19 protein-coding genes and 1 pseudogene are annotated in these 22,545 nt (G+C 36.5%); 16 read left to right on the top strand and 4 right to left on the bottom strand.

What is annotated here, in order from left to right; all coding sequences use genetic code 11:
- The first annotated feature begins 1 nt into the window (after nt 1).
- The 8 genes and pseudogenes from BOQ62_RS04845 (at nt 2) to BOQ62_RS04810 (ending at nt 10,489) form a co-directional block, all read left to right on the top strand.
- Nucleotides 2-2,659 (top strand): T9SS type B sorting domain-containing protein, encoded by a 2,658-nt coding sequence (locus tag BOQ62_RS04845; RefSeq protein WP_317127358.1) that lies wholly within the window; start codon nt 2-4, stop codon nt 2,657-2,659.
- Nucleotides 2,660-2,773: 114 nt separating this feature from the next.
- A complete protein-coding gene (locus BOQ62_RS04840) occupies nt 2,774-6,172 on the top strand; it encodes a T9SS type B sorting domain-containing protein (protein WP_164976679.1) in 3,399 nt (1,132 codons plus the stop codon).
- A 204-nt stretch (nt 6,173-6,376) separates the two neighbouring features.
- Complete coding sequence (locus BOQ62_RS04835; protein WP_129037574.1) at nt 6,377-7,171, top strand: hypothetical protein; 795 nt, start codon at nt 6,377-6,379, stop codon at nt 7,169-7,171.
- A 339-nt stretch (nt 7,172-7,510) separates the two neighbouring features.
- Nucleotides 7,511-8,191 carry a DUF6759 domain-containing protein gene (locus tag BOQ62_RS04830; protein WP_228413700.1) on the top strand — a complete coding sequence of 227 codons (681 nt, stop codon included), beginning with the start codon at nt 7,511-7,513 and terminating at the stop codon, nt 8,189-8,191.
- A gap of 96 nt (nt 8,192-8,287) precedes the next feature.
- Nucleotides 8,288-8,964: pseudogene (gene trmB, locus BOQ62_RS04825) on the top strand (tRNA (guanosine(46)-N7)-methyltransferase TrmB).
- A gap of 17 nt (nt 8,965-8,981) precedes the next feature.
- The gene (locus BOQ62_RS04820; RefSeq protein ID WP_228413698.1) at nt 8,982-9,680 is read left to right on the top strand and encodes a DUF6759 domain-containing protein; all 699 of its coding nucleotides are present in this window, start codon (nt 8,982-8,984) and stop codon (nt 9,678-9,680) included.
- Nucleotides 9,677-10,117, top strand: a complete 441-nt coding sequence (locus tag BOQ62_RS04815) for a DUF6759 domain-containing protein (protein WP_129037570.1) — start codon at nt 9,677-9,679, stop codon at nt 10,115-10,117. Before BOQ62_RS04820 ends, BOQ62_RS04815 begins: the two co-directional genes overlap by 4 nt.
- 183 nt (nt 10,118-10,300) lie before the next feature.
- Nucleotides 10,301-10,489: a bacteriocin-like protein gene (locus BOQ62_RS04810; protein WP_129037568.1), complete on the top strand. Its 189-nt coding sequence runs from the start codon at nt 10,301-10,303 to the stop codon at nt 10,487-10,489.
- A 67-nt stretch (nt 10,490-10,556) separates the two neighbouring features.
- Here the strand turns inward: BOQ62_RS04810 and rpsB are convergent, their stop codons facing one another.
- The 3 genes from rpsB to rplM all read right to left on the bottom strand — a co-directional run bounded on the left by rpsB (nt 10,557) and on the right by rplM (nt 12,374).
- The gene (rpsB, locus tag BOQ62_RS04805) at nt 10,557-11,318 is read right to left on the bottom strand and encodes a 30S ribosomal protein S2 (RefSeq protein ID WP_034692922.1); all 762 of its coding nucleotides are present in this window, start codon (nt 11,316-11,318) and stop codon (nt 10,557-10,559) included.
- A 207-nt stretch (nt 11,319-11,525) separates the two neighbouring features.
- Nucleotides 11,526-11,912, bottom strand: coding sequence for a 30S ribosomal protein S9 (gene rpsI, locus BOQ62_RS04800; protein ID WP_047385930.1), 387 nt, complete (start codon nt 11,910-11,912; stop codon nt 11,526-11,528).
- A 6-nt stretch (nt 11,913-11,918) separates the two neighbouring features.
- Nucleotides 11,919-12,374 (bottom strand): 50S ribosomal protein L13, encoded by a 456-nt coding sequence (rplM, locus tag BOQ62_RS04795; protein ID WP_047385928.1) that lies wholly within the window; start codon nt 12,372-12,374, stop codon nt 11,919-11,921.
- Nucleotides 12,375-12,723: 349 nt separating this feature from the next.
- Between rplM and BOQ62_RS04790 the strand changes: the two genes are divergently transcribed.
- Nucleotides 12,724-13,827: a DUF3667 domain-containing protein gene (locus tag BOQ62_RS04790; RefSeq protein WP_129037566.1), complete on the top strand. Its 1,104-nt coding sequence runs from the start codon at nt 12,724-12,726 to the stop codon at nt 13,825-13,827.
- A gap of 43 nt (nt 13,828-13,870) precedes the next feature.
- Here BOQ62_RS04790 and BOQ62_RS04785 read toward each other — a convergent pair whose 3' ends face one another.
- Complete coding sequence (locus BOQ62_RS04785) at nt 13,871-14,203, bottom strand: hypothetical protein (RefSeq protein WP_129037627.1); 333 nt, start codon at nt 14,201-14,203, stop codon at nt 13,871-13,873.
- Nucleotides 14,204-14,463: 260 nt separating this feature from the next.
- On the opposite strand from BOQ62_RS04785, the gene BOQ62_RS04780 reads away from it, so the two are divergent.
- The 7 genes from BOQ62_RS04780 (at nt 14,464) to BOQ62_RS04750 (ending at nt 22,491) form a co-directional block, all read left to right on the top strand.
- Nucleotides 14,464-14,862, top strand: coding sequence for a hypothetical protein (locus tag BOQ62_RS04780; protein ID WP_129037564.1), 399 nt, complete (start codon nt 14,464-14,466; stop codon nt 14,860-14,862).
- Complete coding sequence (locus BOQ62_RS04775; RefSeq protein ID WP_129037562.1) at nt 14,859-16,094, top strand: hypothetical protein; 1,236 nt, start codon at nt 14,859-14,861, stop codon at nt 16,092-16,094. Before BOQ62_RS04780 ends, BOQ62_RS04775 begins: the two co-directional genes overlap by 4 nt.
- A 261-nt stretch (nt 16,095-16,355) precedes the next feature.
- Nucleotides 16,356-19,703, top strand: a complete 3,348-nt coding sequence (locus tag BOQ62_RS04770) for a methylmalonyl-CoA mutase family protein (RefSeq protein WP_129037560.1) — start codon at nt 16,356-16,358, stop codon at nt 19,701-19,703.
- 166 nt (nt 19,704-19,869) lie between these two features.
- On the top strand, nt 19,870-20,070 hold the full coding sequence (locus BOQ62_RS04765; protein ID WP_129037558.1) for a hypothetical protein: 201 nt from the start codon (nt 19,870-19,872) through the stop codon (nt 20,068-20,070).
- A gap of 81 nt (nt 20,071-20,151) precedes the next feature.
- On the top strand, nt 20,152-20,394 hold the full coding sequence (locus BOQ62_RS04760; RefSeq protein ID WP_129037556.1) for a hypothetical protein: 243 nt from the start codon (nt 20,152-20,154) through the stop codon (nt 20,392-20,394).
- A gap of 57 nt (nt 20,395-20,451) precedes the next feature.
- Nucleotides 20,452-21,156, top strand: a complete 705-nt coding sequence (locus BOQ62_RS04755) for a diphthine--ammonia ligase (protein WP_129037554.1) — start codon at nt 20,452-20,454, stop codon at nt 21,154-21,156.
- A 225-nt stretch (nt 21,157-21,381) separates the two neighbouring features.
- Nucleotides 21,382-22,491 (top strand): serine hydrolase domain-containing protein, encoded by a 1,110-nt coding sequence (locus tag BOQ62_RS04750; RefSeq protein ID WP_129037552.1) that lies wholly within the window; start codon nt 21,382-21,384, stop codon nt 22,489-22,491.
- The last annotated feature ends 54 nt before the right edge of the window (nt 22,492-22,545 follow it).

Here is a 22,545-nt window from a genome sequence, read left to right as displayed (position 1 = left end):
ATTGGGAACAGTTACCATAAGTAAAGGCTCACCACAGACATTCAATATTCCATTGAACAGAATGGTTGCCACTATCAATGGTGAACTTTTCACGGTGGGCAATAAAGGGCTTTACACAAAAGGCTCAAAACCTTACTTTGTTACTTACAGATTCTCAGTGAGCCAGCATGGAGAAATATTAACTTCAAAAGGAAAAGCAGGAATTGGCACAAAATTCTATGCCGTCACCGCTCCCATTGAAGAACTTAACAGCGAGTATAATTTCACTGCCGGAATTCTGGCAACGGAAGATAATACTACGGTTACCGTTTCAAACTATTCTCCCAATGTGGTATTTACCAACGGATGGACCGGAGTTACCAATCCAACCCTTACATTTACATTGAATAAAGGACAATCTTATGTTATTGAAGGTATAGGTGACAAAACCGGAAATAAAGAAGCTTTTATTGGTGCTAAAATAGAGGCTGACAAACCTATTTCCGTGACCAATGGAAATTTTAACGGTCAGTTTGCCATGGCAGCAGGCGGTACTTATCAAGGTTCCGATATTATTATGGACCAGTCTGTACCGGTAGACAGATTAGGAAATGAATTTGTAGTGGTAAAAGGAAACGGAGATATCAGCAGAAATATGGAAGACGCCTTAATTGTTGCTACAGAAGGCGGAACTCAGGTATATATAAACAATGCAACTACACCGGCAGCAACATTGGCTGAAGGCGAAAGCTACAGAGTCAACAAAATCAATAATACCAACTATATCAACCAAGGGAATAATCACTACAACATGTACATAAGAACTACAAAAAATGTATATGTATATCAACTTATGGCTGGTGTAGGAGCCAGCAATGCAACACTTGGATTCAATTATATCCCACCGTTGAACTGCTATCTTCCAAGAAAAATTGATGAGATTGGAAAAATTAAAGATCTCCCCTATTCTACAACCCTTTCAGGACATATTGTAAAACTGAACATCCTGACAGAAGCAGGCGCTGTTGTTACTGTAAACGGAGCTCAATTACCAGCTTCGCAAGGTCCTTATCAGGTAACAGGAACACCCAACTGGGTATCTTATTCTGTTCCTGATATTTCAGGAAATGTTACCATTAATTCAACAAAAGCAGTTACAGCCGGTATTTCCGGAGGAAGTGGTGTAGTGGGATATGGTGGCTATTTTGCCGGATTTTCTTCCATTCCCGTTATTGCAAAACAAAATGGCGAATGTATTCCGGGGATTGTTCTTGAAGTAGACGACAGCTTTGACACCTACCAATGGTATAAAGAAAACAATCCTATACCAGGTGCTACAAGTCATTCTTATACACCTACACAATCAGGAAACTATACAGTGAAAATTACGGTAGGTTCATGTCCGCCAGTGATCACTCCGGTATATAAAGTGTATACCTGTCTTAAGAAAACGATTATTAATGATACAGTATGTGATGGAGTAAAACAGATTGTACCTACGTTTTCAAGTTCTACTCAGACAGTAGTACCGGGAACTGTAACAATCATCACAGCCCCTACTAATGGAAATGCAGTGATAGATCCAGCTACGGGTGTAATAAGCTACGCTCCTGCTTATAATTATATTGGTCCTGATAAGATCGTTTACAAGTTCTGTGGAAACAATCCTGATTTTACAGATTGTGAAGAAGTCACTTTAAATCTAACTGTATCTGAAAGCCCTATCGTAAATGACGCTTTAATAAGAACCTGCTTCCTTGAAGCCAATCCGGCTACCGGATTATTTAACCTTACCAATGTGAGCGTAACAGTTGCAACCGGAATTACCAAGAAATACTATCCTTCCCTTGCGGATGCACATGCAGGAACCAACGAAATTTTAACGCCTAATAATTACATCGCACCCAATGGTGTTGTGTATATCAAAGTGATCAACGCAAACGGATGTTACAGAGTAGCCATGGTAACTCTTGTTGTTTTAGCGCCGGTAAAATCATCTGTATTGGTGGATAAAATCATCTGTATGGAAGGGAAAACCACATTGGATGCAGGACCAGGGTTCAAAAGCTATGAATGGAGCACGGGAGCAACTACTCAGACAATAAAAAATGTAGGAGTAGGAGTATATTGGGTAAAACTAAAAACCGGAGAATGTGTAACCATGCAGACTGTAAAAGTATATGCATCGGAACAACCGGTTATTACCAATATTGATATCTCCAATAATACCGTAACCGTAAATGTTGCAGGAGGAACTCCTCCTTACCAATACTCTATGGATAACATCAACTGGCAGGATTCTAATGTATTCACTAATATCAGCAGAGGAAATGCCATCATCTATGTAAAAGATGATTATAATTGTGAGCCCATCCAGGTGAATATCACCATTCCTAATCTGATTAATGTGATCACACCTAATAATGATGGAGTAAACGATGCTATAGATTATTCTTCACTAGCTGTTAAAAACAATCTTGTCATTAACATTTTTGATCGATATGGCAGTAAAATCTTTCAGGCAGACAAAACCAACGGATACAAATGGAACGGAACTACAGATGGCAGCAAAAGAGTTCCTACAGGAAATTATTGGTATGAAATAGGCTGGAATGAGCCTAATACAAAGCAAACACCGATAAAATTCACAGGCTGGATTATGGTTAAAAACAGAGAGTAATACTACAGACATAAAATTTTTAAAAGCCTCGATTTTGAAATCGAGGCTTTTTTATTATGTTTTCAAGTATTTAATACTTTTTATTGTTAAATTTGTGATAAATACTAATACTGAATGAAGAAAATTCTATCTTTTCTATTTATATTTTATATTTTCACCTCTGCCTTCGCCCAATTGGACCGAGAGCATTGGTTTGCTCCGATGGTAGACAGAACAGGTGCTCCCAATCCTTACCAGAAACTTTATTTATCTACCAGCAGAACAACCCCTTTTCCGGTCAATATTTATAACAATAATGTTCTGATCGGAACGGTGAATATCAGCAAAAACAATCCACAAAAATTCGATGTTTTAAGGAATTACATTATTACCACACAGCAGACGGATCTATTTACTCCAACTACCAAAGGGCTATATCTTAAAGCTGAATTTCCTTTTTATGCTAACCTAAGGTTCTCGGTATTCAATCATGCGGAAATCATTACATCCAAAGGGATTCCTTCCACAGGAAAGACATTCTATGCGGCCTCTGCTCCTATTACGGTAAGCAATAATATCCTTAACTTCATGACCAGCGTACTGGCAACAGAAGATAACACTACCGTTACCATCTCTGGATATAGCCCCACCGTTCAGTTTTCCAATGGGATGACGGGAGCTACCAATCCGACAATGACTTTCACTTTAAACAAAGGACAGTCTTATATTCTTGACGGGATTGGAGATATTACAGGAAATTTTGACGGATTTATTGGTTCGAAAATCATTTCAAATAAACCCATCAATGTCACCAATGGAAACTTCAACGGGCAATATGCCGGAAATTTCCCTTCCAGTTCGGATATTTTGATGGATCAGGCAGTACCGGTCAACAGACTGGGAAATGAATTTGCCTTAGTAAAAGGCAACGGACCTATTGGCTCCAATATGGAAGGAGCTGTAGTTATTGCCACTGAAGACAACACTCAGATCTTCGTCAACAATGAAATCCCTCCAATAGCGACTATCAATGCAGGAAAATATTATGTGATTCCTGATTCAAAATACATCCTTCAAGGGAACGGACATTATAATTTATATGTCAAAACATCAAAAAATGCTTATGTCTATCAGATTCTGGCCGGAGATTCCAACTCCGGAAATGAAACAGCCACAGGAGGATTCAACTTTATTCCTGCATTAAACTGTTATCTTCCGAAGCAGATTAACGAGCTGGGATTGATTAATGAAAACTTTGTTCATTCCAATGGAAATGTCGGAGGAGTTCTGAACATCCCAACGAAGCTGAACCTCATTACAGAAAGAGGAGCCAACGTTACAGTAAACAGTGCAACTCCTCTCGCTATAACAGGACCTTACAATATGACAGGAACGACCAATTGGGTTACCTATGGAATTCCTAATGTGACAGGAACCATCACCGTTGTTTCCGATAAAGCTATCATGGCAGGAATTACCGCAGGAAGTGATGCTGTAGGATATGGAGGATTCTTTGCAGGTTTTCCTACACAGCCTGTTATTTTACAATCCGGAAGTGGCTGTATTCCTGGGATTGTTCTTACAGTAGACCCTCTTATCTATGATACCTATCAATGGTACAGAAACGGAACAATTGTTCCAGGAGCCACAACATCTACAATCACACCTACACTACCCGGATATTATACCTGTTCTGTTACAATGGGAAGCTGTGCCCCTTTAGTCACCGAACAAATTAAAATACTGAACTGTACAAAACTAAGCAATACGTCTTACAATGTATGTACTTCGCAAACCATAAACCCTGCATTAAGCAGCTCAACACAGACAACAGCTCCCAATACAGTTGCGATTACCACAGCACCTACACTGGGAACGGCAGTGGTAAATGCAACAACCGGAGTGATTACCTATACTGTAAATACTCCCGGAACATCAGGAACAGATACATTTACTTATACTTTTTGCGGGAATGACCCGGATTTTCCCGATTGTGAAACGGTAACGGTTACCATCAATATTCAGGCTCTTACGATAATGAATACCACATTATTTGCCTGTGATATCAATGGGCAGGGTACATTCAATCTGACAACCGCTAACATAACCAATAATTCACCTGTCACCATTACTTATTACCCTACCCTTTTGGATGCTCAGAATGAAAATGCAGCAGCACTGATCACCAATACAACAGCTTACACCGCTCCAACCGGAACTATCGTTTATGCAGTTGTAAAAAACAGTATCGGCTGTAAAAGTATTGCACAGATCACATTATCTCTTTTCAATAAAGCGATTGTTCTGGATAATTACAATGGGGTTTTCTGTGATGATAATCTGGATGGAACAGTCACTGTCGTTCTTTCCAATATCACTCCTATTGTGCTTAATAACCCCAATTATTTTACCAACGTAAGATATTATGCAAACCTGGCAGATGCCAATGCAGGAAATAACAATACACTCCCTAACAACTGGAGCTACACTGCTGCAACAACTATTTACATCAGGGTAGATTCTCCGGATGGATGTGCTGCTGTGATTAAACCTTTACAGTTCAGTATCGGGGCCAGAGTAACACTGATTACCAAGACCGTTACGGAAAGTGTTTGTGACGACAATCTTGATGGAATAAAAAGTGTCAACTTAGCACAGTTTATACCTCAGTTTACACTGGATCCTAATGTGACATACACTTTTCATGCAACATTAGCAGATGCTCAGAACAATGTGAACATTGTTTCATCACCTGTTAATATTACAACTTCACAGACCTATTATATTCGTTTTGAAAAAAATGGAGTATGCCCTGAAGTAGGTACCCTTATCATCAATATTAAAGTTCCCAAAAAATCTGATATATTAGTAGATAAAGCTATTTGTCCAAAAACTACCACTACATTGGATGCCGGACCTGGCTTTGAGAGATATTTATGGAGTACGGGAGCAACAACTCCTTCCATCACTAACGTCGCACCAGGAAGTTATTGGGTAGAACTTACCTTCAACGGCTGTGTTTACAGACAGTATGTGAACGTTACGGAACTTCCCCTTCCTATGATTACTTCTATTGAAATAGATGGAACAACGGTAAAAGTCGGCGTAAGCGGTGGTACCCCTCCTTATGAATATTCTTTGGACGGCGTGTTATGGCAAAGTTCGAATGTCTTTACCAATGTACCAAGAGGAGCACATAATGTGTTTGTGAGAGACTCCAAAATGTGTGAAGAAGTGAAAAAACCATTTGCGATCATCAATCTGATCAATACCATTACTCCGAATGGAGATGGCTATAATGAAGGAATAAACTATTCTGCTTTGATGGCGAACGATAATCTTGTATTCAGAATCTTTGACAGATATGGTGCCGAAGTATTCAGAGGAACTCCGGAAAACAGATTTACCTGGGATGGAAGAATAGGAGGAAGATATGTTCCTACAGCAACCTACTGGTATTTTATCACCTGGACAGAATATGGTTCTACGCTCACTGTAAAATATTCAAGCTGGCTCCTTGTAAAGCATAGATAAAACAAAGAAAGCCGGAAGAAAGAACACTTTAAATTAAGCACCTCTTTCTTCCGGCTTCTTTATTTATATTCACTCTTTTTTAAGTTGTTGATAAATTTCTAACACTCCTTAACAATTAAATCTTAAAGTTTAATATAACTTTAACCACTATTCATCATCTAATTAGGCAGAATTGCTTTATTTCTACGTAATTTTGTGCATTATATGAAGAAACTGTTTACTCTACTGCTATTGATTTTTCTGGCAAAAATTAATGCACAAATATATTCCGGAGAGGTATTTCTGAGAGACAACTCTATTTTATATCTTAACCAGGTATATGTTACGAACCTGAATACTCAAAAGACCGTTCTTACAGATTACAATGGTAATTTTAATATCCCGGCCAATCCCGGAGATGTTATCCGATTCACCTCTATTGTTACTGAAAGAAAAGATATTAAGCTAACTCCTCAATCCATGCAGCAAAAAGGTCTGGTTGAGCTTAAGATTGCTTATTATGAAATTCAGGAAATTGTACTCAGCAGGTTCAAGCCTACCGGAAATCTTCGGTATGATGTAAATTCTTTAAGAAAAGAAGATAAAGCATATGCCCTTAAGAAAGTAATTGGCCTTCCGGAACCAAAAGGTGATGGGACTCCACCGGAACTACCTGTTGCCGGATTACGGGATGGCGGACTTACCTTCAGCCTCGAAAGTATTTATGACATCCTTTCGGGTGACAGAAAGAAAAAACAGCGTTATCAGGCTTATGAAAGAATGAATACTTCCGTTGCACAAATCAAAAATTATTTGGGAAAAGATTATTTTACGAAGTTTAAAATTCCTGAAAATTTGATTGATAACTTCCTTCAGTTCGTTTATACTTCTGAGAACATTCAGGCTTATGTATTGGCCGGAAATTTTGAAGCAATAAAGGTTCCTATTGAAAAATATATGCCTATCTATCAAAAAAGATTGAGAAGCTCTCATCTTCAGGAAGTAGTAAGCAATAACTAGACAAATAGATAATCCATGTGAAGCACATGGATTTTTTTTGTCCAACACCCATCAGTTTTATCTTTTCATAATGTATTCAATACAAATTATTCAATTTTAACAATAGATTATTACCTAATATTCAAAAATATGTTTATTTTTATCTCACAAACAAGTGTTTAAAAATAAAAATACTTGTATTTCGTTATTCAAATAAAAACTAACCCAGAAAACCAATTAAAAGAGAAGCACCAAATTTTTAATTTAATAGTAATTAATGAAAAAAGTACTTTTACTTCTTTGTTGTATATTTTTCGTTGCTGTGTCTGCTCAAAAAAAGGGAAAGACTACAGTGAAATTTTGAAAAGTAAGAGCATCTACGAGATTAATGCCTTTTTAAGAGATGCCCATCCTGATGATCCCCGAAGATCTGTCCTGAAGCCAAGGGTAATGGAAATGATGAAAGAATACATCAAAAATGCGCATCCTGCCGATCAGAAAGTAAAAGATATGCAGGAAATGCTAGCCATGCTGAGAAGAAGACCTTCTACAAAGATCACTTTTGATGAAATGAACGCGATCATCAAGCAGAAACAGATTGCAAAATATAAGGCTGAACTGGCAGCAAAACAATCTACCACTGTGTATACCCCAAGTACTGCCCAGAATACATATGTTGTGAATGCCAATGCCAATGCTGCCATTCCGAATGCCGAAGCAGAAGAATTCAACATGTTGATGGCTGTTTCCCCTGTAGAGCATAAAAACAGAACTGTAAAAATCCTTAACTCCCTATTTGATAATGATCCTAATACTAAAGAAGCTATTATTTTGATTCAAAATAAATCAGACTGTAATATCATTGTAAGAATGGAAGGCGTAGGCACTACGAAGTACAGGCTGGCTGTTCCTGCTCATGGTGAAGGTTCAATTGTCATAGAAAAAGGGCAATATCTTTTCACCAGCCTTGTTTGCGGAGCTCAATATGCTTCACAAAAAACAATTGAAAAGGCAATTATGGTAGCTTTAGGAGGCCAATAATATCAATCAAAAACGAATTATCTCTATGTCTTTTACCCTCAAAAGGCAAAGATACTCCATAAATTTTCACTATTTTTGCACTCATTTTATAACTCAATGGGCAAGAATAAATTAGCAAGATTCGCAGAAAACAAAATATTACCTAATGTAATCCAACCAACAAGGGAAGATGCTTTAAAAGGTTTCAAACTTAAAGGAAAATGGAGAGAAAACTTCTTTAAAAATGACAATCCAATTGTATTGGAGTTAGGTTGCGGAAAAGGAGAATATTCTGTAGGGCTCGCCAAAACATTTCCTGAAAAAAACTTTATCGGAGTGGATATTAAAGGAGCGAGATTCTGGTTTGGTGCTAAAGAAGCTGTGGATAGCAACATGACTAATGTAGCTTTTCTAAGAACTCAGATCGAACTTGTAGATTATTTCTTTGCTGAAAATGAAGTAGATGAAATATGGATTACGTTCCCGGATCCACAAATAAAATACAAAAGAACAAAACACAGATTAACACATCCGGATTTTTAGACCGTTATAAAAAGTTCCTGAAGCCAGGAGGAATTATCCACCTGAAAACCGATTCAGAATTTCTGCATGGGTATACCCTTGGGTATTTACAAGGAGCGGGCTATGAAATCATTTCTGCCCACCATGATATCTATGGCGCACCAGAATACGATCCTAATACGGAGCATTTGAGAGACATCAAAACGTATTATGAAGAGCTATTCTCGGCAAAAGGAAAAACGATAACTTACATTAAATTCCGGATCAGCTGATGAAATAAAAAAGCTTGATGAAAAAAAAATTTTTAACGATTCTATTCTTCACATTTCTTATTCCCAACTTTACACAGGCTCAGAAAGGCAGTAAAGACATTTTAAAAAGCACAAACATTAAAGAAATTGAAGAATACCTAAAGAACGCACACCCTGACGATCCTAAGAAAATTGTGCTCAAACCAAAACTTATTGCTTTAAAAAACGCTGAATGGACAAAGGGAGCCCGTAATGCGAAGCCAATGGAAGCAAGACCTATTATTACGGATATTCCTAAAAGTGTTATGAGAAATCCTAATTCAGATGATGCTGAGGAATTCAAAAAGCTTATTGCAGAAACTTCTGTTCAGCACAAGGAAAAAACGGCGAAGGTTCTGAATGCCATGTTTAATGAGGATATTAACCATAATGAGGCTATTCTTTTATTCAAAAATAATTCAGACTGTAATATTGTCCTGCGAATCGAAGGAAAGGAGTTTTATAATCTTGCGGTTCCTGCCCGTGCAGAAAACTTTATTGTCCTTAAAAAGGATTCCTACACCCTCAACAGCAATATCTGCGATATGAAATATTCCTCACAGAAAGACATTAAAAAAAGTATATTTGTAACGATAGACAATCCGAAACAGACTGGTAAAGAAGTGAAATCTGCCCAAAAGGAACCAATACCGGATAAGTCTTCCAAAAAAGAAAAATCAAAAAATAAAATAGGATGAAAAAACTATTCGTTTTTACCGGAATTTCATTGATCCTAGCCAGCTGCAATGTAAATTATGGCAGCTATCCGGGAAGAACCTCCTACCCTTCTCCTTCCAACAATACAGGGAACAGAGCTAATACAGAAAGAGAGTATAATGAACTTATAAAGACCTATAAACCGGAAACAGCCGATGTTCTTAATGATCTTCTTAACAGTGATGATCCTAAGAACCCAAGAACTTCTATTTCAGTAGAAAACAAATCTCCATGCAATATGGTACTTACAGTAAGCGGAGGGAATTTTTTCAAGAAAATACCTATTGGTGCCGGAAAAATAGGATATACCATGGTTCCCAAAAACCAGAACTATAGATTATCAGGAGTTGTTTGTAACTCGCCATACCAGTCTACAAAGTTTGTCACAACTTCTTATTCTATAAAACTTTCAAATTAAAATATAACCTACAGAATTCTGTGGGTTTTTATTTTTTCAGCAATTGTATAAAAGCTAAATTCCACAAAATCAAAATATTACTTTATAAATCTCATCCGTAATAGATATTTCCCTATATTTAGAACTTAATAATCGCGGAATCCGAAAAGCGTTAAGAGTAGGAAAAAAACTAAAACTAAAACCATGAAAAATTTAAAAAAAGTCTCAAGAAGTGAGCTAAGAACAATCAAAGGAGGATACAGAAGCTGCATTGACGGCTGTAATTTCGAAATGGGAGAAATGTGCTGCAGCGGTGTATGCAGAATAGGAGTAGTGATCCCAACTACAGATCCTGATTTCCCTGAATTTACAGTATGCCCTAAGAAACCTTAGCATATAAACAATAAAAAAACGCTGGACCGAAATCCAGCGTTTTTCCTATATAAAAGAAAATCTTCAATTATTCTGCATCGAAATCAGCATCTGTATCAGCAGATACTTTTTCTCCTTCTTCTTTAGATTTTTCTTTATCAGCTTTTCTTTGAGACTGACCTTCTTTGATAGATTCAGAAACTACGCTAAGGATCATATCAATAGACTTAGAAGCATCATCGTTTCCTGGGATAACGAAGTCAACTTTTCTAGGGTCAGAGTTTGTATCAACGATACCGAAAACTGGAATACCTAGTTTCTTAGCTTCAGTTACCGCGATGTGCTCTCTTAAGATATCAACTACAAATACAGCAGATGGAAGTCTCACCATGTCAGCGATAGAACCTAAGTTCTTCTCAAGGTTAGCTCTTTGTCTGTCAACTTGTAATCTTTCTTTTTTAGATAAAGTTTCGAACGTACCGTCTTTTTTCATTTTGTCGATAGAGTTCATTTTCTTTACCGCCTTTCTGATAGTAACGAAGTTCGTTAACATACCACCTGGCCATCTTTCTGTAATATAAGGCATATTAAGTTCAGAAGCGTGTTTTGCAACCACTTCTTTCGCTTGCTTCTTAGTAGCTACGAAAAGAACTTTTTTACCTGCAGAAGTTAATTTTTCTAAAGCGCTGCAAGCTTCATCTAATTTAACTGCTGTTTTATGTAAGTCTACAATGTGAATACCGTTTTTCTCCATAAAAATGTATGGAGCCATATTTGGGTTCCACTTTCTAGTCATGTGACCGAAGTGTACGCCAGCCTCTAAAAGGTCTTTTACATTTGCTTTTGCCATGTTTTCTGTTTTTGTTAGTTTACTTTCCGTCTTTTAAACAATCAACAACTTCTTTAGATGGGAGAAGCGTTTGGATGCTAAACGTAACGGGCAATTGGCGGTCTGCTTTTTGCTTTTGGCAATGGGCTTTTCGCCGAGATTAAGTTTAAAAAAAATTTAATACATTTCTGTAGCCAATAGCCAATAGCCATCTGCCAACGAGAAATCTTAACGTTTTGAGAATTGGAATCTCTTTCTTGCTTTTTTCTGACCTGGCTTCTTTCTTTCCACCATTCTTGCGTCTCTTGTAAGTAAACCAGCTGGCTTCAATGCTAATCTGAACTCAGCGTTGATTTCGCATAAAGCTCTTGAAATACCTAATCTGATAGCCTCTGCCTGACCTGTATTTCCACCACCGAATACGTTTACGGTAACGTCATACTGACCAACAGTCTCAGAAAGGATAAACGGTTGGTTTAATTTGTAAACCATCACGTCTGTAGAGAAATATTCTTTAGCATCTTTACCGTTTACTGTAATAACACCAGAACCTGGTCTTACATAAACTCTTGCTACAGAAGTCTTTCTTCTTCCGATTTTGTGAACTATAGACATAATTAATTATTTAAATTCGTTAACATTAATTGTTTTTGGCTGTTGAGCTTCATGTTTGTGCTCAGTTCCTTCATATAAATAAAGGTTCTTAAGGATAGCAGATCCTAATCTGTTTTTAGGTAACATACCTTTTACAGACTTCTCTAATACCTTTAAAGAATCTTTCTTTTGAAGTTCAGCCGCAGTCATAGACTTCTGTCCTCCAGGATATCCTGTATGCCAGATATAAGTCTTATCAGCCCACTTGTTTCCGGAAAGTGTAATTTTCCCAGCATTCAAAACGATCACGTTATCACCACAATCTACGTGAGGTGTAAAGTTCGTTTTGTGCTTACCTCTCAAAATCTTTGCAACCGTAGAAGCTAATCTACCTAACGGCTGTCCTTCAGCGTCTACCACAACCCATTCTTTATTAGCAGTAGCTTTGTTCGCTGAAACAGTTTTGTAACTTAATGTATTCACACGTTTTAGTTAAAGATTAAACATAATTTACCCCTAAAAGGGTGTGCAAAGGTACAAATTATTTTTGTAACCCAAAAACATATTTTATTTAATCTATATAATCTTGGTTCTACACCCCTCTATCAATAGATTTTAACACTAATTACAATTTGGCATACATCTTGCGAACAAATGTTCCGATAAAAAAAAACACTTCGAAGATTCTAAAAACACCAATGAAACAGCAAAGAGTTTTTCCCTCAACTCTTTCCTTTTATTAAATTTACTTTAAAGATTTCCGTAAAATACATAGATATAATTATATTTTCACTGAAATAATTATATTTGCGCTAATTATACTTTATAATTTATGAGCCACGGAAAAATACGAGAAGATAAAAACTGCCTAAACTGTGGGTACCACGTTGAAGAGAGGTTTTGCCCACACTGCGGACAGGAAAACATTGAAAGCAGACAGCCTTTCCATTTTCTTTTTACTCATTTCATTGAAGATTTCACCCACTATGATGGCCAGTTCTGGGGCACTTTAAAAAACCTGCTGATTAGCCCGGGAAAGCTTACCAATGTCTATCTGGAAGGCAAAAGACAGAAATTTGTACCTCCTGTTAAACTCTACATTTTTGTGAGTTTTGTTACTTTTTTTATGTTTGCTCTTTTTCCTATTGTTAAGATTAGCTCAGATAAACCAAATAACAAAGATTTATTGACAATAAGCTTTACTGATGAGATGAAGTCTCCTGAAACACAGAAGGTATTCGACAGCATAAAGGCTCAGAAAAATCTGACCAGAGAAGATTCTATTGTTTTGAAAAATCTCAGTGCTCTTTCTGATACTACCTCTGCAAAAGATATCCAGGAGACCCTTGATATGAATAAAGCCATACGCAGCAATTATAGCTTTGAAGGCTACAAAACGAGAAAATCCTACGATTCTGCTATGGCTAAAAATCCGTCTATATTTAGTTTTATTAAAAAACCGATCGCTTACAAATTTTTCGAGCTTAAAGAAAAAGGGGTAACGGGAAAAGAATTCATTGCAAATATGCTTGAAAAATCTTACCATAATTTACCAAAAGCTCTTTTCTTATATCTTCCCATGTTTGCTTTCTTTTTATGGATTTTCCACAGTAAGAAAAAATGGTGGTATTTTGATCACGGAATTTTCACGCTGCATTACTTTTCGTTTTTACTGCTAACCATCTTATTTATATTCTTACTTTCTAAATTGAAAGGTCTCATAGACTTTTGGCTGATTGACACCATTTTATTTCTAACAGTATTATTCCTGTCATTATACATTATAGCGTATTTCTTTATTGCTCACAAGCGTGTTTATCGGGCTCATGGTTTGGTCAGCTTTATTGTCGGAATGGTACTATTCACCATTAATTTTATTGCATTCATGTTTTTACTTCTAGGTCTTGCCCTTATAAGCTTCATGATGATCCATTAAATAAACAAAGAACCTGTCAAATCTGACAACCTCTTTTTTTTATTTATTTTCTTAATGACTTAGTTTCCTTAAAACTTGCTATCATATAATAAGCTACAAACACCATAGAAAACTTCAGGATAGACGGAATCGCCAGTTCAAGGTTAAAAATCAGAGCACCAATAAGTACCAGAACTCCCATGGCTACAAATGAAAGAATTAATTTTTTCGGCAGTGTAAAGTTAGGAGTATCCAGATAATAAGCGATTCCCCATGCAGAACCGAAGGCAAAGGCATAATAAATATCCAGTGCGATATTTTCCGAACTTATAAAGAAATAATTGATCAGGAAGCTTACTACTGTTCCTAACGCGAAATACATCAAAGCTTTTTGCATGTCTGTAAAAATATGCTGCAAAAATAGAGAATTTAATTGGGGCACAGAATTCTTGATCCGATTTAATTATTGGATTTAATGGTTGCTTCTTTCATTTCAGAAGAATTTGATTGCCTTATTAAAACAACACAATATCACCCGAAAAGGTAATTGACCTCTAATATTACAAATCGTAAATTTGAAATAGAATCAAAAGCTGAAATGTACTCATGATCATTTTACAGATTTTGAAAATATTACAAACTAAAAAAACAATAGACATGAAAAAGATTTCTCAAAAAACAGTAGAAATTGCAGACTTTAATGAATACAATGTTGAAGTGAATGTAATAATCAGTGCCAATACACAATTTGGTGATCCCCATTTTATTATTAATGGAATACGGATAGATGACAACAATTTAAAAGATGACGGATTTTCTTTTACCATTCCAAAAGCAGATTTAAAGTCCGATAATTTACTTTTTGCGACATCTTTCAATATTAATATGCAGGTGAATCATCTTCAGATTTTAATAAATACCTGCAGAATAAAGTTTGAATTCCCTCAAATTCCTAGTAAGAATTTTAATTTCAATCCTTTTAAAGGCAAAACAACAGAAGATTTAACTGGTAAATTTATCTATGGGGTTTATAAATACATAAAAGTTGAGCTATGAAAAAATTATTAATATTAACAGCTCTGGTGAACGGAATGACATTGCTATTTTCTCAAAGTAAAGAGATTACTGCAGAGTTAAACAAGCTGGAGCTTTCCAATGCTCCAAGTGTAATGCTTCTCGGCCTGGCAAGCTCTGATCTGGAAACTCCAAAATCAAAAAAAGCCTTCATGACCAGTATTGTGAATTCATTCAGCGAAAATGAAGGTCTTCCTAATGCCTATGCAGTAGAACTTACGCCGACGCATTTATTTCCTCTAACAGAAATGGATGCTTTGAAATATGCGGGAATTAAAAAGATTGGCAATACTGATAAGTACAAAAATAACATTTTCAGTGAAGCAAAAAACGTTTCATTCTCATTTGCCTTTCTGAGAAATTATAAAATTGAAAATCTTGATACAGAAAATCCCTCAGTCTCTTTTTCTTTGCGAACAACTGTGTTTAAAGTAAGAAACGCAAAAAATATAAAGGCTATTGCCGCTTCAAATGATAATATTTCAAAGCAATTAACCGATATTCAGGCAGAGTTTGAAAATTCAAAGGAGTATAATGATATAGAAGCATCCAATGCCAGCCCAGATGAAAAAAACGAGATGAAGGCAAAAGCATTAGAAAAGTTTGTCCCTGAGTATTACAAAACCGAAACTGAAAAATATAAAAAATACCTTGACGAAAAACCTGCTTTTCAATTAGATCTCGCTTCGGCCTACAGTACTTTCTTTTTGGATAACCAGTTTAAAAATAATCAATTCGGAAAATTCGGAGTTTGGATGACGATGAGTTCAGGAATCAATCTGGAAAGGAAAACCCCAAAGCCAGATGAAGATCAAAAGAAGGAAAAATCAAAGGTAATGATCAAAGAAACTCCTGCAGACCCTTCAAAAACAGAAAAAAGATTGAATTTCTATGCCGTTGCAAGATACATGCAGGACAAAACGGTTTATGATGTTCCCAACGGGTTCAACAAAACCAACAATTATGATTTTGGTGGAAAAATAGAACTCGTTTACAATAAATTCTCTATTGGCTATGAATTCATCTACAGAAGCAGTGATTTGGATAACACCTACCGTTCCAATGGAATTATCAACTATAAAGTATCTGACAGTGTATACATCAATGCTGCTTTCGGGAAAAATTACGGCGATAAGGATAATCTCATTTCATTCTTAGGATTGAACTGGGGACTGGACAGCAAAAGAAAAACACTTTTTTCTGAAAAACAATAAAACAGGAAATCTTTCCTGCAACAAAGACCAAACTTCAGGTTTAGACCAAAGAGAAAATGTCGGTAGATTTTATTCTGCCGACATTTATATTTTTATAGAATTATGTAATAATCTGGAAAATACAGACCTAGCTTCTAACAAAGTCTGTAAGATTCAAAAAACAATTATTATAAACATTTAAAAATCAAAACATTAACCTACAAGTCGGGGTTTTCATTTTATTACTATATTTGAGAACTTAGAAACTGTCTAGAATTTTTTATGGAAACCCAAAAATATACTCCAACCAACAAGGTAAGAATCGTAACTGCTGCCTCATTATTTGATGGGCATGATGCTGCGATCAATATTATGCGTCGTGTTATTCAGGGAACAGGATGCGAAGTGATCCACTTAGGACACGATAAATCAGCAGAGGAAGTTGTAAACACAGCAATCCAGGAAGATGCCAATGCCATTGCATTAACTTCATATCAGGGAGGTCACAACGAATATTTTAAATATATCTACGACCTTTTGAGAGAAAAAAATTCACCGCAGATCAAAATTTTTGGTGGTGGTGGTGGTGTAATCCTTCCCGAAGAAATCAAAGACCTGATGTCTTACGGAATAGACAGAATTTATTCTCCGGATGATGGCCGTGAACTTGGACTTCAGGGAATGATTGATGATCTGGTACACCGATCAGATTTTGCTACAGGAAAAGATGTTACAGCAAAAGACCTTGATGATATCAGTTTTGAAAATCCATCAAGCATTGCACAAATTATCTCAGCCGTTGAAAACTTCTCAGAAGAAAAACCTGAGCTTGTAAAGGCTATCGATGAAAAATCTAAAGATTTAACCATTCCAATTATTGGTATTACAGGTACCGGAGGAGCAGGTAAATCTTCATTAACAGATGAATTGGTAAGACGTTTCTTACGTTCAAATACAGATAAAAAAATCGCTATTATTTCCATTGACCCTTCGAAAAAGAAAACCGGAGGTGCCTTATTGGGAGACAGAATCCGTATGAACGCGATCAATGATCCTAGAGTTTATATGCGTTCTATGGCTACCAGAGAAAATAACGTTTCTGTTTCTCCTTTCATTCATTCTGCATTGAATGTATTGAAACTGGCTCACCCAGACGTCATCATTCTTGAAACTTCAGGAATTGGGCAGTCTGGTTCAGAAGTTTCTGATTTTGCAGATGTTTCCATGTATGTAATGACTCCTGAATATGGAGCTTCTACACAGTTGGAAAAAATCGACATGTTAGACTATGCAGATTTGGTAGCATTGAATAAATCTGACAAACGTGGTGCTTTGGATGCGCTTCAGGCTGTAAGAAAACAGTTCCAGAGAAACCACCTTTTATGGGAAAGCCCATTAGATGATATGCCGGTGTATGCAACCAAAGCATCTCAGTTTAATGATCATGGAACCACAGAATTATACAACAGATTGATTTCAAAAGTAAACGATAAATTCTCTGAATTAAATCTAAAAACTTTTGTAGAGCAGGAAGTTACAGAAGAAGTAACCATTATCCCTCCCAAAAGAGTTCGTTACCTTTCTGAAATCGTTGAAAACAATAAGCAATACGACATCAATATTGAAAAACAGGCAGAGCTGGCCAGAAAAATGTATCATATTGAAGGCGTAAAAAATATCATTTCCAATGAAGTTTTGGATGCTGAATATCAAAAAGCTGAAAAAGAACTTCAACAGGATAATATTGACTTCCTGAAAACCTGGGATGATACGAAAAAAGCTTTCCATGCAGAATTTTATTCGTATTACGTAAGAGGAAAAGAGATCAAAGTTGAAACTTCCACTGAGTCTTTATCGCATTTAAGAATTCCAAAAATTGCATTACCAAAATACAATGACTGGGGCGATCTGATCCAATGGAAAGGCCAGGAAAACCTTCCGGGAAGCTTCCCTTACACTGCGGGAATTTATCCGTTCAAGAGAACCGGTGAAGATCCTACAAGGATGTTTGCAGGAGAAGGAGGCCCTGAAAGAACCAACAGAAGATTCCATTATGTTTCTGCAGAAATGCCTGCAAAACGTCTGTCTACAGCCTTTGACTCTGTTACATTATACGGTCAGGATCCGGCTTTACCACCAGATATTTATGGTAAAATCGGGAATGCTGGAGTTTCTATCGCTACATTGGATGATGCTAAGAAACTGTATTCCGGATTTGATCTTGTGAATGCATTAACTTCGGTTTCAATGACGATCAACGGTCCTGCACCGATGCTATTGGCTTTCTTCATGAATGCTGCGATCGATCAGAATGTTGAAAAATATATCAAAGAAAACGGTTTAGAGACTAAAGTAGAAGCTAAGCTGAAGGAGAAATTTGACGATAAAGGGTTAGAAAGACCAAAATATAATGGTGAACTACCTCCATCCAACAATGGTTTAGGATTACAGCTTTTAGGACTAACAGGGGATGAAGTGATTCCTGCAGATGTATACGCGGAAATCAAAGCAAAAACAATTGCTACAGTTCGTGGTACCGTTCAGGCTGACATCTTAAAAGAAGACCAGGCTCAGAATACATGTATCTTCTCTACGGAATTTGCATTGAGATTAATGGGTGACGTTCAGGAATATTTCATTACGGAAAAAGTAAGAAACTTCTACTCTGTTTCTATCTCCGGATATCACATTGCTGAAGCAGGAGCTAATCCGGTTTCCCAGTTGGCATTCACATTGGCAAATGGTTTCACGTATGTGGAATATTACTTAAGCCGTGGAATGGACATCAATGATTTTGCACCGAACTTATCTTTCTTCTTCTCCAATGGTATCGACCCTGAATATTCAGTAATCGGGCGTGTAGCAAGAAGAATCTGGGCAAAAGCAATGAAATTAAAATACGGCGCAGACGAAAGAAGCCAGATGTTGAAATACCACATCCAGACTTCAGGACGTTCTCTGCACGCTCAGGAAATTGATTTCAACGACATCAGAACCACTCTTCAGGCACTTTATGCCATCTATGATAACTGTAATTCACTTCACACGAATGCTTATGATGAAGCGATTACAACGCCTACTGAGCAATCGGTAAGAAGAGCAATGGCTATTCAGCTGATCATTAATAAAGAATTAGGATTAGCGAAAAACGAAAATCCGCTTCAGGGATCATTCATCATTGAAGAATTAACAGATCTTGTAGAAGAAGCTGTATATGCAGAATTCGATAGAATTACAGAAAGAGGCGGTGTTCTTGGGGCAATGGAAACCATGTATCAGCGTTCAAAGATTCAGGAAGAGTCCATGCATTATGAATGGCTGAAACATACGGGTGAATATCCGATAATCGGAGTCAATACATTCTTAGGAAAAGACGGTTCACCAACCGTTTTACCGGGAGAAGTTATCCGTTCTACGGAAGAAGAAAAGCAGGCACAGATCGAGTCTCTTCATAACTTCCAGCAAGCGAATGAAGGTAAATCTGAAGAAGCATTGAAACAACTTCAGCATGCTGCTATCAACCAGCAAAACTTATTTGAAATGATGATGGATGCCGTGAAATACTGTTCTTTAGGACAAATTACCAATGCTTTATTTGAAGTAGGTGGTAAATACAGAAGAAATATGTAAGTCTATGTGACAGACATTTTTTATACATCTAACCTCAAAGAAATTCTTTGAGGTTTTTTTATTTTTATGTGAAAAAATTATAAATTTTGGAAGGCTTGTTTATAATGTTTGTTAAAAACAAAAAATGAATAGACCTTTATTATATATTTGTCAGCAAAAAATTTGAATGAGAACATGTATTAAAATTATTTCGGTGTTTGGTCTTTTTGTGGTATTAAGTTCCTGTAAAACTACTCCTGTGGACAATGCTCACAAAAGCGATATGGTTAGAAATGTTGAAGAATTACAAAAAAGAGACCAGGCGGAAAAAGACAGAGTTGATGTTACAAGCTCCCAAAACAATTACGGAAAGCCCGTTTCAAAATAAGAAAATCTCCTTGGTAAATAAAAAACTCCTGATATATGTTCAGGAGTTTTTTGTATTTTTAATTTAAACAAAACTGATATCATGGAAAAAGAATTTCGAATCAATGAGCCATGCCACATCGGCAGAGAAAACATGCAGGACATTCCCGGCGGAAGTTTTTGTGATTTTTGCTCAAAGAAGGTCCATGATCTTACGCAAAAAACGGATGAAGAAAGTAAAAAGAAAAACAATATCCGGTCTTATTTTCTAACGGAAGCCTATGCGAAAGAACTCTTCGAAGAATATGATGTAGAAAACGGAGTGATCGTATCTTATCGGCAATAGTATTTCATATCGTATTAACCATAAAATCTCCCTATTTTTGAGAGATTTTTATTTTCAATGAAACCAAAAGCTTTATTCAACTGGAGCAGCGGAAAAGATTCTGCCCTCGCCCTTTATAAAATACTACAGGAAGATCAATACGAGATTGCAACTCTGCTGACCAGTATCAATCAGGAGTTTCAAAGAATTTCTATGCATGGTGTACATGTCTCTCTTTTAGAAAAACAAGCGGAAAGCCTCGGGATTCCGTTAATTAAAATGGAACTTCCCAAAGAGCCATCCATGGAAGAATATCAGCAAATTATGAGTAAAACAATGGCTGAAATTCAGACTCAGGGTATTACTCATTCTGTTTTTGGGGATATTTTCCTGGAAGACCTGCGAAAATACAGAGAAGACCAATTAAATGCTATCGGTATGAAAGCCGTATTTCCGCTTTGGAAACAAAACACCCCACACCTCATCCATGAATTTTTAGATCTTGGCTTTAAAACCATTGTAACCTGTGTCAACGGATCTTACCTTGATCAGAGTTTTGCCGGACGGATTATTGATCAGAAATTTATTGATGATCTTCCTGAAAATGTAGATCCATGCGGAGAAAACGGGGAGTTTCATACTTTTACTTTTGATGGCCCCATTTTCAAAAACCCAATTCAGTTTGAAATTGGAGAAACAGTAAAGAAAACCTATCCTAAACCAAAAACATCTCCAGAAGAAGAAGACGGGGAATATATTTTCTGGTTTTGCGATCTGCTATAAAAAGCCTGTGAAAATATTCACAGGCTTTTCAGTCTATTATTTTATTTCTGCAATCAATTCATTCATAAGGTCAATTATCTACCGAATACTTCATAAGTATAGATTAAAACCTTATTAAATTGCTCCCGCACCTCATCTTAGCACGCAATTTGCTTCCCTTACTACTCTTTTGGAAATTTTAGTATCTTTAAGAGTATCAATCATCATTAAAAAAATACAACACCTGTGATCAAAAATTTTATTATCCTGTCCCTTTTCTGTTTTTTCTTTTCCTGCACCACTGAAACTCCTAAAATTACTCCTGTTGATAAAAAAGCAATTGTTGATTCTACCATTGCTGCTTTTCAGAAGACCCTTTTAGAGCAACAGCTTGATTCCACTTTCAAAAAGTATCATTTCAATGGAAGCATTGCCGTTTTTAAAGACTCTCTTCCCCTTTATAGAAGAGAAAACGGTTATTCGGATTTTAAAAGAAAAACTAAAATTGACAGCAATACTATTTTTGCGATAGGATCTGTAAGCAAGCAGTTCACCGCTGTGATGATCCTGCTCCAGATGGAACAGGGAAAACTTAATGTAACAGATAAAGCTTCAAAATACCTGAAAGAATTCCAGACCAAAGAGTATGAAAACATTACGATTCATCAGTTGCTCAATCATACTTCAGGGTTGAATCTGATGGGTGGAAAACTGATGTTTAAAAGCGGTTCGGATTTTTTCTATTCCAATGACGGATTTAATACGCTTGGAAAGATTGTGGAAAAAGTATCCGGAAAGTCATATGATGAAAATGCACTGGAACTGTTCAAAAAAGCGGGAATGACTCATTCTTCAACAGGAAATATTTTTAAAGGAAATAACTTTGCAAGCGCCTATGTTGGTACCCCTGCTAAGTTTTCAGAGGTTCCGAATATGCCGAAAAGATTAGGCGGAAAAGAAATCGGTACTCCAGCTGGCGGAATATTATCTACTATTCAGGATCTTCATTCATGGAACAACGCTTTGTACGGTGGAAAAATCTTAAAACCAGAAACGCTGAAGCTATTCATGGCGAAAAGCTCGGAAAGACATCATGCTATCTTCGGAAAAATGGGTTATGCTTATGGAATCATGCTTAATATTGGCCAGCCTAATTCTTATTTCCACAGTGGTTATATTAAAGGCTCACCTTCTTTAAACATTTATTATCCGGATACTAAGACCTCTGTCATTATACTTTCGAATATTGCTGATGAGGAAAGAGGAAAAGGAGTGGTCTTCAGACCTCATATTGAAGTAAAAAAGATCACGGATCATCTTGAGAATACGCTTACACAGCTTACATCAAAACATTAGTCTGGATGGCGAATTTATTTATGCTGACTTTAGAAATTCCTGCATTTTCACTAA

This window comes from Chryseobacterium sp. CH21, from assembly GCF_004119445.1.
GTDB lineage: Bacteria > Bacteroidota > Bacteroidia > Flavobacteriales > Weeksellaceae > Chryseobacterium.
The sequence above is the reverse complement of the archived record's forward strand: the minus strand, read 5'-3'. Positions and strand labels throughout refer to the sequence as shown.

Excerpts from the sequence above, each read along its gene's own strand:
- BOQ62_RS04765 (WP_129037558.1), top strand. The coding sequence starts at position 19,870 with ATGAGAACATGTATTAAAATTATTTCGGTGTTTGGTCTTTTTGTGGTA.
- rpsI (WP_047385930.1), bottom strand. The coding sequence starts at position 11,912 with ATGTCTATAGTTCACAAAATCGGAAGAAGAAAGACTTCTGTAGCAAGA.
- BOQ62_RS04820 (WP_228413698.1), top strand. The coding sequence starts at position 8,982 with ATGAAAAAAAAATTTTTAACGATTCTATTCTTCACATTTCTTATTCCC.
- BOQ62_RS04790 (WP_129037566.1), top strand. The coding sequence starts at position 12,724 with ATGAGCCACGGAAAAATACGAGAAGATAAAAACTGCCTAAACTGTGGG.
- BOQ62_RS04785 (WP_129037627.1), bottom strand. The coding sequence starts at position 14,203 with ATGCAAAAAGCTTTGATGTATTTCGCGTTAGGAACAGTAGTAAGCTTC.
- BOQ62_RS04770 (WP_129037560.1), top strand. The coding sequence starts at position 16,356 with ATGGAAACCCAAAAATATACTCCAACCAACAAGGTAAGAATCGTAACT.
- BOQ62_RS04780 (WP_129037564.1), top strand. The coding sequence starts at position 14,464 with ATGAAAAAGATTTCTCAAAAAACAGTAGAAATTGCAGACTTTAATGAA.
- BOQ62_RS04835 (WP_129037574.1), top strand. The coding sequence starts at position 6,377 with ATGAAGAAACTGTTTACTCTACTGCTATTGATTTTTCTGGCAAAAATT.
- BOQ62_RS04755 (WP_129037554.1), top strand. The coding sequence starts at position 20,452 with ATGAAACCAAAAGCTTTATTCAACTGGAGCAGCGGAAAAGATTCTGCC.
- BOQ62_RS04815 (WP_129037570.1), top strand. The coding sequence starts at position 9,677 with ATGAAAAAACTATTCGTTTTTACCGGAATTTCATTGATCCTAGCCAGC.
- BOQ62_RS04760 (WP_129037556.1), top strand. The coding sequence starts at position 20,152 with ATGGAAAAAGAATTTCGAATCAATGAGCCATGCCACATCGGCAGAGAA.
- BOQ62_RS04775 (WP_129037562.1), top strand. The coding sequence starts at position 14,859 with ATGAAAAAATTATTAATATTAACAGCTCTGGTGAACGGAATGACATTG.
- BOQ62_RS04840 (WP_164976679.1), top strand. The coding sequence starts at position 2,774 with ATGAAGAAAATTCTATCTTTTCTATTTATATTTTATATTTTCACCTCT.
- BOQ62_RS04810 (WP_129037568.1), top strand. The coding sequence starts at position 10,301 with ATGAAAAATTTAAAAAAAGTCTCAAGAAGTGAGCTAAGAACAATCAAA.
- rpsB (WP_034692922.1), bottom strand. The coding sequence starts at position 11,318 with ATGGCAAAAGCAAATGTAAAAGACCTTTTAGAGGCTGGCGTACACTTC.